Origin of the sequence: Nakamurella endophytica (genome assembly GCF_014646215.1) — a bacterium.
GTDB classification, from domain to species: domain Bacteria; phylum Actinomycetota; class Actinomycetes; order Mycobacteriales; family Nakamurellaceae; genus Nakamurella; species Nakamurella endophytica.
Genome location: NZ_BMNA01000002.1, coordinates 728070 through 740082 on the forward strand (window position 1 = coordinate 728070; position 12013 = coordinate 740082).

Sequence of the window (12013 nt, forward strand, 5' to 3'; positions counted from 1 at the left end):
GCCCCCCGTCAGCGCACGGTCAGCGCCAGGCCGCCGCGCCGCGGGTCGGCCGCCGGTCCGCTACCGGCCGCCACGGACACGCCGCCGAAGTACGGCCGCGGCGCCTCCCACTCGACGACCGTGTGCCCGTCCGACCGCAGGGCCTGCGCCACCACCGGGCCGAGACCGGGCTCCAGGTGGACCGCCTCCAGGGACGCCGACAGCCGCGGGGCCGCCACCGCCGTCGGCGCGTCCAGCCCCTGCACCAGCAGCCCGCTCAGGACCTGCAGCAGGGCCGGCCGGATCCGGCTGCCGCCGGCCGCACCACCGGCGACCACCAAGGCACCGGCGTCGTCGGTGACCACCGACGGGACCATCATCGAGGGCATCCGGGCGCCCGCGGTGAGCGGCCCGCGCAGCAGTTCTCCCTCGCCGAGCATCGAGTTGCCGTGCATGCCGCCGACCCAGACGCCCGAGCCCAGACCCAGCGAGTGCGTCACCACGCAGGCGTTCCCGTCGCTGTCGACCGCCACCAGGCTGGTGGTCTCCGAACGCAGCGCCGGGGCCCGCAGGGCGGCCACCAGGGCCCGCGCCCGGGGCACCCCGCCGGCGGCGACGGCCGCGACGTCGAGCCGCCGGGCGGTCTCGGCGAACCCGTCGAGGTCGTTGCCGCGCGCCGACAGCTGCAGGCCCGCGAACGGCACCCGGTGGACCGGCAGGTCGATCACCCGGTAGGCCGCCAGGTCGTCGAGGGACAGCGCGCCGCCGTCCGCCCGGACCGCCGCGACCAGCGCCCGGCCGACCGGACCGGTGTAGAACGCGTCCGGCCCCTGGTCGGCGAGCACCTGCAGCGTCCCGGCCAACCCCGGGTGGTGCAGCCGCTCGCCGGCCGACAGCAGCCGCTGCCCGGTGACCAGGTCCGTCCGGCTGTAGCTGCCGATGCCGTCGCCCAGCACCATGGCCGCGGCCACGTCGGGCAGCAGGTCGGCGTGCGCCTGCGAGAACGGGCTGCCCGCCTCGGCCAGACGCACCGCAGGACCCACGATCTCGTGCCAGGGCAGGCGACCGAAGCGGCCGTGCAGCGCCGCCACCCCGGCCGGCGTGCCGGGGACGGCGACCGTCGGCCCACCTACCGCGTACGGCACCGCCACCCCGCCGAACGAGACCGCGATCGTGGTGGCGGGTCCCGCCTCGCTGCCGTCGAGACCTGGTACCGACACGAAGAAGTCGATGCAGGTGACGGCGCCGGTGTCCTGCTGGTAGACCGTGGCGAAGCCGCCACCGGCCAGCCCGGTGAAGATCGTCTCGGCCACGCACCCGGCGAGCACCATGGCCGCTGCGGCGTCCGCGGCGGAGCCGCCGCGCCGCAGCACGTCCCGGCCCACCCGGGCGGTGTCGGGATGCCCGGCGGCCACGCCGGCCGGCAGCTTCGGCCGGTCGCCGGCGCCCTGCGGCGGTCGGTCCGTCACGGGTGCCGTGCCAGGTGCCGGCGCAACTGAGCGAGCACCTCGTCCGGCGCCTCGCGGTGCGGGAAGTGACCCACCCCGGCGATCACCACGCGCCGGTGGTCGTCGAAGTGGCCCTCCAGTCCCTCGGAGGCCTCCGGCGGGTCGCAGTGGTCGGCGCCGCCCTGGATCATCAGCGTCGGGACGGAAAGGTGCTCCGTGGCGGCGACTGTCGCCCGGATGTCGTCGTAGTGGGGGTCGAGCGGCTCGTCCGGATCGAAGCGGAACCGGTAGGCCTGCAGGGTCACCGCCACCCAGTCCGGGTTCTCGAAGGCCCGGGCGGTGGCGCGGAACTCGTCGTCGTCGAACCAGCCGGGCGGGCTCCACGTCTCCCACTGCTCCCGGGCGAAACCCACGGGATCCGCCCGCACGGCCGCCACGCCGGCGTCGACGAACATCAGCCACTGGTACCAGAACAGCCGCGCCTGCCGGAACGACGGCATCCGGAAGCGGCCCCGCGGCTGGTACGCCAGCGCCAGTCCGGCGATCGACCGCAGCCGTTCCGGGGCCGCCGCCGCCAGGGTGTACGCGGTCCGGGCGCCCCAGTCGTGACCCACGACGGCGAACCGGTCGAGCCCGAGGGCGTCGGCCAGGTCCAGCACGTCCCGGGCCAGGGCGTCCGCGGACCCGTCGCGCACCGTCCCGGCATCCAGGAACTCGGTGTCACCGCAGCCCCGCAGGTCCGGCACGACGACGCGGTAGCCGTCGGCGAGCAGCCCGTCGCGCACCGGACCCCAGCCGCGGGCGGCGTCCGGCCAGCCGTGCACCAGCACCACGGGCGAGCCGCTCCCCCGGTCGTCGTAGGCGAGCGACAGCGTCGGGGTCCGGAGGGTCGGCACGCGCACGTTGGTAGCACGACGGGATCCGGGCCGTGCGGACAGGTCACCCGGCCGCGGCCCGGGCCTCGCCGGTGCGAGGTCACAACCAGCCGCGCTCGGTGGCCACCCGCACCGCCTCCGCGCGGGTCCGCGCCTCGGTCTTGCCGATGACCGACGACAGGTGGTTGCGGACCGTCCCCTCCGACAGGTGCAGCCGCCGGGCGATGTCGGCGACGGTGCCGCCGTCGGCCGCGGCGACCAGCACGTCGCGCTCCCGCTCGGTGAACGGCGAGGTGCCCAGGGTCAGGGTCTCGGCCGCGAGCACCGGGTCGACGACGCGCAGACCGGCGTGCACCCGCCGGATGGCGTCCACCAACTGTTCCGCGGGCACGTCCTTGACCAGGAACCCGGCGGCGCCCGCCTCCATCGCCCGCCGCAGGTACCCCGGCCGGCCGAAGGTCGTCAGGATGATGGCGCGGCAGGACGGCAGGGCCGCCCGGAGCGCCGCCGCGGCGGTCAGCCCGTCGACGCCGGGCATCTGCACGTCCAGCAGGGCCACGTCCGGCCGGGTGCGCAGCGCCTCGGCGACGACCTGGTCGCCGGAGCCCACCTGCCCGACCACGGTCAGGTCGTCCTCCAGGGCGAGCAGCGCGGCGAAGGCGCTGCGCAGCAGCGCCTGGTCGTCCGCCAGCAGGACGCGGATCATGCGCCGAGCGAGGCGGCGCCGGGTGCCGCCGGGTGGGTCCGCGGAGCCGTCGCGGACGGCTCCGCCGGCACGACCGGGTGGGGCGCCGGCCGCGTCGGGGGGTCGACGGGCGGAGGTGTCCGGCCGGCCGACGGCGGCGTCCGCCGCGCGGTGCCGGTCACGGACACCCGCACCAGGAAGCCGCCCTCCACCGGCCCGGCCGTCATCTCGCCACCGGCGGCGGCCACCCGCGCCCGCAGACCGGACAGGCCGCTGCCGTCGCCGGTCGGGGCAGAGCCGGCGCCGTCGTCCCGGACCTCGACCGACGTCGGCGTCAGGCGTATGCGGCAGGTCCGGGCCGACGAGTGCCGGACGACGTTGGTCACCGCCTCGCGCACCACGTAGCCGAACAGCTCCCTGGCGGCCGGGTCGACGTCGTCCACCGCCGTCGGCAGCTCGGCCCGGATGTCCGCGGCGCGGAGCACCGCGGCCGCCACCGCCAGCTCCGGGGCCAGCGAGACCTGCCGGAACCCGGACGCGGTGGCCCGGACGTCGGCGAGCGCCTCCCGGGCCAGCCGCTCGAGGTCGGCCACCTCGGCACCCGCGGCGGCGTCGTCCCGGCCGACCAGCCGGCGCGCCAGGCCCGCCTTGACCGCGATCGCCGTCAGCGAGTGGCCCAGGATGTCGTGCAGGTCGCGGCCGATGCGCTCCCGCTCGGCCGCGACGGCGGCCTGGGCCAGCTCCTCGCGCGTCCGGCGCAACTCGATGCTCAACCGGACGTTGCGGGCGAACGCCGTGGTGAACAGCGCGAGGGCCAGCAGGGTCGCCGCGTTCTCCCAGGACCATCCGCGGCCGCCCGCATGGTCGACCAGCAGCAGGGCGCCGGCGAGCACGGCGGCCACGCCGACCGCGGCCGGTGCCCGGAGCAGCATCGCGGCGGCGGCCGCCACGAAGATCCACAGGATCGAGGTGTCCGGGCCCAGCCACAGGAACATCGGCAGCGACGCCAGTACCTGCAGCGCGAGCACCCCGCACCGCTGCGGCATCGGCCGCCCGATCGCCCAGGCCGGACCCAGGACGTGCAGCGCGCCGTACAGGACGATCGCCGCGACGCCGAGCACGCGCGACCACGTCGGCAGGTCCGCGCGCGCCACCTCCGCGACACCGGAGACCAGGAACACCAGGCTCACGCAGGCGCCGGCCATCCACCGCTGCCGGCCACGCACCCAGTCGTCCCGACCCGCCGTGCCCTGCCCTCGCACGCCCGCCGTCCCCACCGCACCATCCTCCCGCGGGTCCCCGGCGCCGGGCGCCGCGGTCGAGACCGCACCGGGCGCCGCGGTGGCCACCGCGGGCGCGCGGCGGGACAGCCGGGCGCCCGCGACCACGGTCACGCCTTGCGGCCGCTGCGGCGGTACGCCACCGCACCGAGCGCGGCCAGCACCACGGTCCAGGCCAGCAGCACCCCGATGCCGCGCAGCGGCAGGGCCACCCCGGCCAGCACGTCGCGGGCGATCTGGGCGGTCCAGTAGCTGGGCACCGCCCTGGCCAGATGCTGCAGGAACGGCGACAGCTGCTCGACCGGGATCCACAGGCCGCCGAGGACCGCCATCGCCATGTACACCAGCACGGTCAGCGACTGGGTGGAGTCGACGGTGGCGACGAACCCGATGACCAGCCCGACGACGGCGAACGGGATCAGCGACAGCCAGACGGCCAGCCCGCCGCCCAACCACAGGTGCAGCGGCATCCGCACGTGACCGACGAGCGCGCCGGCCAGGAACACCAGCAGGATCGCCGGCAACGCCACCAGCAGCGACACCGCGGACTTGGCGGCCATGTAGCCGCGCGGCGTCAGGGCGGACAGCCGCAGCTGGCGGTTCCAGCCCGTCTGCCGCTCCACGGCGATGCGCGCACCGGCGTTGATGGCGGCGCCGATCCCGCCGTACGCGGCCATCGACACCATGAGGTACGCGCCGACGGTGATGCCGGCCTCGTCCCCGCGGCCGCCGTACAGGCCGTTGAACAGCAGGTACAGGGCCAGCGGCAGGGCCACCGTGAAGAGGACGAAGCGGGCGTTGCGGAAGGTGGCCCGGGCCGACATCGCGGCATAGGTCAGGGTCATGGTCACCGGGAGCTCCTGGTGGACGGGGCGGACGCGGGGTCGGCGGTGAGGTGGTGGGCGGCGTCTGCGTCGGCGACGGTGCGCGCCGTCAGTGCGAGGAAGGCGTCCTCGAGGTCCCCGGCGGACACCTCGATGTCGTGCGCGCGCGGCTCGGCGGCCAGCAGCGCGCGCAACGCCGCGTCCGAGTCCGAGCAGTGCAGCAGCACCCGGGGACCGACCTGCTCCACCCGCAGGACGCCGGGCAGCGCGGACAGGCTCGACCGGGAGCCTTCGACGTCGGGGATCACGGCCGAGACGGTGCGCCCGGACACCGCCGCCTTGATCTGCGCGCCGGTGCCGTCCGCGACCACCCGGCCGCCGGCGAGCACCAGCACCCGGTCCGCGAAGTCGTCCGCCTCCTCCAGGTAGTGGGTGGCGAAGAGCACGGTGCGCCCGTCGGCGACCAGCTCGCGCATGGACGACCAGAACGAGCGGCGAACCTCGACGTCCATGGCGACGGTGGGCTCGTCGAGCACCAGGAGCTCGGGGTCCGGGACCAGCGCGAGCGCGAACCGCACCCGCTGCGCCTGCCCGCCCGACAGCTTGGTCGTCCGCTGCCCCGCGATGTCCGCGATGCCGGCGCGGCGGAGCGCCTCGGCCACCGGCAACGGATGCCGGTGCAGCGCCGCGAAGGTCGCGACGAGTTCCCGCACCGTGACGTCGGGCAGCAGGGCGCCGGACTGCAGCATGGCGCCCACCCGGCCCTCCCGGACGGCGATCCCGGGGGCCTCGCCGAAGAGCCGCACCGTGCCGGCGTCCGGCGCGGTCAGGCCCAGCAGCATGTCGATGGTGGTCGACTTGCCCGCCCCGTTCGGTCCGAGGACGGCGACCACCTCACCCGGCGCGATGATGACGTCCACGCCGCGTACGGCCTGGACGGAACCCCAGTTCTTGTGCAGTCCGGTCAGCTCCACGGCGGCGGCCGCAGCGCGTCCGCGCGGTCCGGCGGCCACCGCGGCGACCCTGTCTCTCGTCGGCATGTCCCGACTCTCCCGCGCACCGCCCGCGCCGCCCCGGTGCGGAGGTCACGTCCCGGCCATGACAGGTGTCACGGCGCAGCGGGCGAGGTCCGGGCCGGTGCCCCGCCGGGCAACGGCTCGGGTGGCAGCGCCTCGGCCAGTTCGGGCGGCGCCTCAGGCACGTGCGGCGGCGGCTCCGGGCCCTCGGAGTGCTGGGCCGACGGCTCCGGCGGCCCGGCGGCGGCCACCGCAGTGCGGACGGCCGGCCACAGGTCGCCGCGGTCGGCCACCTCGACCGCGCCGAGACCGAGCCACCGGGCCATCCGCCGGAACTCGACGGCGGCCGCGGCGGCCACCTCGGCGGGCCGGGGCGGCGGCTCGTCGGCCGGGCCGGTCTCGAGCCAGCTGGACCGGACGAGGAGCCGGCTCGCCGCGCGGTCCGCCTTGAGGTCGAAGCGGGCGACCAGCCGGTCACCCAGCAGGAACGGGAAGACGTAGTAGCCGTGGACCCGCTTGTGCTCGGGGGTGTAGATCTCGATCCGGTAGTGGACGCCGAACAGCCGCTCGGTGCGGGGACGGGTCCAGATCAACGGGTCGAACGGGCAGAGCAGGGCGCGACCGGCCACCCTGCGCGGCACCCGGGCCTCGCGGTGCAGGTACGCGGGATCCCGCCAGCCCGGGACCAGCACCGGCTCCAGGATCCCGTCGTCGACCAGGTCGACCGCCGCGGCCTTGGCCTCGGCGACGCCCATCCGGAAGTAGTCCGCCAGGTCCCCGGCCGTCGCGATGCCGTGCGCCCGGGCGGCGATGGCGACCAGCGCGCGCTGCGCGTCGGCGCGGTCCGGCACCGGCGCCGCCAGGACGGCCGGCGGCAGGACGCGCTCGATGAGGTCGTAGTGGCGTTCGAAGCCGCGCCGGTAGGCGGTGCCCAGCAGGCCCGCCGAGAACAGCGCCTCGCAGGCCCGCTTGGTCTCCGACCACTCCCACCAGCCCGACCGTCCCGCGCTCGCGCCGAGCAGCACCTTCTCCACCTGCCCGGCCGAGAGCGGCCCGGAGTCGGCGATCACCGCGAGCACCCGCTCGGGCAGGCCGGGGTGGCGTTCGGCGAGCCGCTGCGCCGCCGCGGTGCTCCAGTGCCGCCGCGGCCACCGGAGCAAGGGGTGCACCGCCAGCGGGACCAGGGACGCCTCGTGCGCCCAGGTCTCCACCAGCAGCCGGTCGCGACTGCGGCTCGGCCACGCCGCCTGCTCGAACACCTCGAAGGGGTAGCGGCCCAGCCGGGCGAACACCGGCAGGAGGTGGGCGCGGGCCACGACGTTCACCGAGTCGATCTGCAGCAGGCCGAGGCGGTCGACGAGCCGCCGCAGCTGGGCGCGGCCGGCCGGCGCGGCGTCCGGATTCGGTGGCGCGGCCAGCTGCTGGGCCGCCACGGCGATCCGGCGGGCCTGCGCGAGCGACACGGTGCGCGTCGCGGCGGTGGATCTCACCTCCCGGATGGTGCCAGCCCCCACCGACAGCGCCGGCGACGCGCGTCGACGGTCCGGTGCCACCGCCGTTCCGCCACCCGCCGTGCGCGTTTATGCTCGCGGCGGCCGGTCAGCGAGCGTGGTCGCGCGGCGACGGGCAGGCGGGAGCCGATGGGGTCGCACGAGCGTTGGACCGGGCTGCTGGACATCCTGGGCCGCGACGGCCGGTTGGACGTCCTGGAGGCGGCGACCGAGCTGGCCGTGTCCCCGGCCACCATCCGGCGCGACCTGGACCATCTCGCCGCCCAACAGCTGCTGTCCCGGACCCGCGGCGGCGCCGTCCCGGCCAGCGTCGCCTACGACCTGCCGCTGCGCTACAAGACGGGGCGGCACACCCGGGAGAAGTCCCGCATCGGGGCGGCCGCCGCCGCGCTGGTGCCGGCCGGATCGGTGGTCGGTGTCAACGGCGGGACGACCACGTCCGAGTTCGCCAGGGCGCTGGTCACCACTCCGCCGAACGGCAGCCCGGCGGTCCCGGACGGCTCCGCGCCGGCGTCGGTCGACCCGGACGGCGCCCGCGCGGTCGACCTGGACGGCGGCGGCGCCGACGCGGGCCTGGACCACCCGGTGTTCACCGTCGTGACCAACGCCCTGAACATCGCCAACGACCTGGCGGTCCGGCGCACGGTGAAGCTGGTGGTCGTCGGGGGCGTCGCCCGGCCCAGCTCCTACGAGCTGATCGGTCCGCTGGCCGAGTCGTCCTTGCTGCGCCTGCACCTGGACTTCATGGTGCTCGGGGTCGACGGCTTCGACCTGGCGACCGGCGCCACCGCGCACCACGAGGGCGAGGCCGCGGTGAGCGCGGCGATGGCGGAGCACGCGTCCACGGTGATCGTCGTGGCGGACGCCTCCAAGCTGGGCATGCGCCGGTTCGCCCGGATCTGCCCGACCACGTCGGTCGACGTGCTGGTCACCGACGCCGGGGCGGACCCGGTGCTGCTGCAGCGGTTCCGGGACGCCGGCGTGCGGGTGAAGACCGCGTGAGCCGCGCGGCGGTGCGCCCCGCCACCCCCGACGACGCCGCGACGGTGGCGGCGCTGCAGCTCGAGGTGTGGCGGGACGCCTACGCGGAGCTGTTGCCGGCCTCGGTGCTGCTGGGCGACCCGGCCGTGCTGGCCCAGCGCTGGGCGGTGCGGATCCGCGACGGCGGCCCGGTGCTGCTGGCCGTGGAGGGCAGCGCGGTCGTCGGGATGGCGGCCCTCGACCTCGGTCCCGTCGGGCCGGACGAGCCGGACCAGCTGGTCGACTCGGACGCCTCGGACGCCTCGGACGAGGCCGTGCCTCCGATCGGCGACGCGCGCGCAGCGGACAGCGGCGACCGCAGCGACAGCACCGGGGGTAGCCCGAGCACCGGCACCGGCACCGGGGAGATCGAGCAGCTGCTGGTGCTCCCCCGCTGGTCCAGGCGGGGGCACGGCGGGCGGCTGCTCGGCGAGGCGGGCGCGCTGCTGCGCCGGGCTGGCCGGACCCGTGGCATCTGGTGGGCGCCGGAACCGGACCGGTCGGTGGAGCGGTTCCTGGCCGGCGTCCAGTGGTTTCCCGACGGCGCCCGGCGGGCCGTCGACACCGGCGAGGGTGTGCTGGCGGAGGTCCGGTACGCGGGCGGCCTGGACCTCGTCGTCCTCTGACCCTGGGCCGGCGCGGGGCTCCGGGCGCGGTATCCCCCGTCCGCCGCCCCACGTCCGGGGCCCAGGCGGGACCGGCCGCCGTGCGGCGACCGTGCCGTGCGTCGACCGGTTCAGCCCTCCGGGGACGCGGCGGCCTCGAGTGCGATGGACCGGCGCATGGCCGCCCGGGCCCGGCGGCGGTCCCCGGCCAGGTCGTACGCCTGGGCGAGCGCATACCACTGCTGCCAGGACTGCGGGTCGGCCTCGACCCGGGCCTTGACGGTCTCGAACCAGGCATCCGCGGCGGCCCGCTCGACCCGCCCGGACGGCCGTCTCGGCAGGTCGCCGGGGTCCGGCAGCCCACCCTCCCGGGTCAGCCGGCGGGCCAGCCGGCCGGTGGCGGCGCCGAACCGCAGTTCGAAGACGACCACCACCACGCCGATCACCGGGAGCAGCAGCACCCCGATGCCGAGACCGACGGGGACGATGCCGCCGGTGGCGATCAGGTCCAGCGCCCGCTGCGTCAGGAAGACGAAGTAGACGGCGAGCGCCGCGACGAGCGCCGCGACGACGATCTTGGTCCGCACCCGGTCGTCAGTCCAGCCCGAGCAGCTGCTCCAGGCCGAAGGTCAACCCCGGGTGGTCCGCGACGGACCGGATGGCCAGGAGCACCCCGGGCATGAAGGAACTGCGGTGCAGCGAGTCGTGCCGGATGGTCAACGTCTCGCCGGAGCTGCCCAGGACGACCTCCTGGTGCGCCACCATGCCGGGCAGCCGGACGGAGTGCACGTGGATGCCGTCGACCTGGGCGCCGCGGGCACCGGCGGCCTCCATCGTGGTGGCGTCCGGGACGGCGGCCAGGCCGGCGGCCGCACGGGCGCCGGCGATGCCGCGGGCCGTGGCGATCGCGGTGCCGGACGGCGCGTCGACCTTGCCGGCGTGGTGCAGCTCGATGATCTCCGCGGACTCGAAGAAGCGCGCGGCCTCGCGGGCGAACCGCGCGGCCAGCACCGCGCCGATGGCGAAGTTGGGCACCACGATGACGCCGAGCCCTGGCTTGCTGGCGAGCCATCCGCGGATCGTCTCGGCGCGCTCGTCGTCGATGCCGGACGTGCCGACGACGGCGTGGATGTTCTGGTCGACCGCGAACCGGATGTGCTCCATCACCACGTCCGGGTGGGTGAAGTCGACGACCACCTGGCTACCGGCGTCGGAGAGCGAGAACAGCCACTCCCGGCCGCCGACGGCCGCGACGAGGTCGAGGTCGTCGGCGGCGTCGACCGCCTGGGTGACCTCGGTCCCCATCCGCCCGCGGGCACCGATGACCCCGACGCGCAGCACCTCATCGGACATGGCGTCGTCGCCTTTCTGCGTGGGCCGCGACCCGCGGTCGCGCCGCAGGCCTGCCGGTCAGCTCCTGGAGCTGCCCGGGCAACTGGTCCCGACGAGAGTACGGGCCGACCACCGCGCCGGTGAGCGGGCCCGCCAGCAGCTCCCGGGTCAGCGCCACCACGTCGTCCGCCGTGACCGCCTCGATGGCCGCCAGATCCTGCGCCACGGTGCGGAAGTCGCTGCGGACGAGGAGGTTCTTGCCGATCCGGCTCATCCGCGACTCGGTGTCCTCCAGGCCCAACAGGTAGCTGCCGGTCAACTGGCCCTGCACGCGGCGGAGCTCGTCCGCGCCCACGCCGTCGTCGGCCAGCCGCTGCAGCTCCTCGCCGACGAGTGCCGCGACGGTGCCGAGGTTCTCGGGCTGGCACCCGGCGTAGACCGAGAGCGAGCCCACGTCGGCGTAGGCGGACGTGGCCGTGTAGCAGCTGTAGGCCAGCCCGCGCTCCTCGCGGATCGTGCGGAACAGCCGCGAGCTCATTCCGCCGCCGAGCACCCCGGACACCACCGCCAGGGTGTGCCGGCGGGGGTCCGTGCGGGGCAGCGCCCGGACGCCGACGCACAGGTGCGCCTGCTCGATGTCGCGCTCGACGACCAGCAGCTCCTGCGGCGCGCGCAGCCGGCCGCCGGCACCGCGCGGGGCGCGCGGCTGGACGGCGGGGTCGGTCCGGGAGCCGAACGCGCGCCGCACCCACCGCACCACGTCGGAGTGGTCGATGCCGCCGGCCACCGCGACGACCATCCGGTCAGGCTGGTAGCGGCGGCGGTAGTAGCCGGCCACCTGCGTCCTGGACATCGCCGTGACGGTGTCCTCGGTGCCGATGACCGGGTCGGCGACCGGGTGCCCGGCGAAGGCGGCCGCCGCGAAGGCGTCGCCGAGGGTGTCCTCGGGGTCGTCCTCGCGCATGGCGAGCTCCTCGAGGATCACCGACCGTTCGACGTCGACGTCCGCGGCCGAGACCACCGCGTCCAGCACCACGTCGCACACCAGGTCGACGGCCAGCTCGGCGGCGGACGCCAGCACGTGCGCGTAGTAGCAGGTGTACTCGTGCGAGGTGAAGGCGTTGAACTCGCCGCCCACGGCGTCGACGGCCGCCGCGATCTCGTGCCCGGTGCGGTGCCGGGTGCCCTTGAACAGCAGGTGCTCCAGGAAGTGCGAGCACCCTGCCAGCGCCGGGGTCTCGTCGATCGAGCCGACACCGACCCACACGCCGACGGAGGCGCTGCGCGCACCGGGGACGCTCTCGGTGACCACCCGGACGCCACCGGGCAGCACCGACATGGTGACCTGCGACCCCCCGGAGACTCCCTCGCCCGTCTCCAGCACCCGGGTGCGGACGCGCGACCGGGCCGCAGTGGCCGCCGGCCGGCGCCGCGGTGC

Annotated in this window: 12 protein-coding genes; 2 read left to right on the forward strand and 10 right to left on the reverse strand. The window is 76.2% G+C overall.

What is annotated here, in order from left to right; all coding sequences use genetic code 11:
* Nucleotides 1-8: 8 nt before the first annotated feature.
* From IEY37_RS06770 to IEY37_RS06800, 7 genes are all read right to left on the reverse strand, one after another.
* Nucleotides 9-1448, reverse strand: a complete 1440-nt coding sequence (locus IEY37_RS06770; protein WP_188940715.1) for a gamma-glutamyltransferase — start codon at nt 1446-1448, stop codon at nt 9-11.
* On the reverse strand, nt 1445-2323 hold the full coding sequence (locus IEY37_RS06775) for an alpha/beta fold hydrolase (RefSeq protein WP_188940716.1): 879 nt from the start codon (nt 2321-2323) through the stop codon (nt 1445-1447). The genes IEY37_RS06770 and IEY37_RS06775 overlap by 4 nt, the downstream gene beginning before the upstream one ends.
* 79 nt (nt 2324-2402) lie before the next feature.
* Entirely contained in the window at nt 2403-3008 is a 606-nt protein-coding gene (locus IEY37_RS06780; protein WP_188940717.1) for a response regulator transcription factor, read from the reverse strand.
* Entirely contained in the window at nt 3005-4381 is a 1377-nt protein-coding gene (locus tag IEY37_RS06785; protein ID WP_229674014.1) for a sensor histidine kinase, read from the reverse strand. Before IEY37_RS06785 ends, IEY37_RS06780 begins: the two co-directional genes overlap by 4 nt.
* Nucleotides 4378-5112 carry an ABC transporter permease gene (locus IEY37_RS06790; RefSeq protein ID WP_229674081.1) on the reverse strand — a complete coding sequence of 245 codons (735 nt, stop codon included), beginning with the start codon at nt 5110-5112 and terminating at the stop codon, nt 4378-4380. The genes IEY37_RS06785 and IEY37_RS06790 overlap by 4 nt, the downstream gene beginning before the upstream one ends.
* A 2-nt stretch (nt 5113-5114) precedes the next feature.
* Complete coding sequence (locus IEY37_RS06795) at nt 5115-6131, reverse strand: ABC transporter ATP-binding protein (RefSeq protein WP_188940719.1); 1017 nt, start codon at nt 6129-6131, stop codon at nt 5115-5117.
* Nucleotides 6132-6199: 68 nt separating this feature from the next.
* Nucleotides 6200-7597 carry a winged helix-turn-helix domain-containing protein gene (locus IEY37_RS06800; protein WP_229674016.1) on the reverse strand — a complete coding sequence of 466 codons (1398 nt, stop codon included), beginning with the start codon at nt 7595-7597 and terminating at the stop codon, nt 6200-6202.
* 150 nt (nt 7598-7747) lie between these two features.
* On the opposite strand from IEY37_RS06800, the gene IEY37_RS06805 reads away from it, so the two are divergent.
* Nucleotides 7748-8620: a DeoR/GlpR family DNA-binding transcription regulator gene (locus tag IEY37_RS06805; protein WP_188940720.1), complete on the forward strand. Its 873-nt coding sequence runs from the start codon at nt 7748-7750 to the stop codon at nt 8618-8620.
* The gene (locus IEY37_RS06810; protein ID WP_188940721.1) at nt 8617-9264 is read left to right on the forward strand and encodes a GNAT family N-acetyltransferase; all 648 of its coding nucleotides are present in this window, start codon (nt 8617-8619) and stop codon (nt 9262-9264) included. The genes IEY37_RS06805 and IEY37_RS06810 overlap by 4 nt, the downstream gene beginning before the upstream one ends.
* Nucleotides 9265-9374: 110 nt before the next feature.
* Here the strand turns inward: IEY37_RS06810 and IEY37_RS06815 are convergent, their stop codons facing one another.
* Genes IEY37_RS06815 through IEY37_RS06825 form a run of 3 tightly spaced genes read right to left on the reverse strand, consistent with a single transcriptional unit; the run spans nt 9375 to nt 11959 of the window.
* On the reverse strand, nt 9375-9830 hold the full coding sequence (locus IEY37_RS06815; RefSeq protein ID WP_188940722.1) for a hypothetical protein: 456 nt from the start codon (nt 9828-9830) through the stop codon (nt 9375-9377).
* A 7-nt stretch (nt 9831-9837) separates the two neighbouring features.
* Complete coding sequence (dapB, locus tag IEY37_RS06820; RefSeq protein WP_188940723.1) at nt 9838-10596, reverse strand: 4-hydroxy-tetrahydrodipicolinate reductase; 759 nt, start codon at nt 10594-10596, stop codon at nt 9838-9840.
* The gene (locus IEY37_RS06825; RefSeq protein ID WP_229674018.1) at nt 10586-11959 is read right to left on the reverse strand and encodes a M16 family metallopeptidase; all 1374 of its coding nucleotides are present in this window, start codon (nt 11957-11959) and stop codon (nt 10586-10588) included. Before IEY37_RS06825 ends, dapB begins: the two co-directional genes overlap by 11 nt.
* Nucleotides 11960-12013 lie beyond the last annotated feature (54 nt).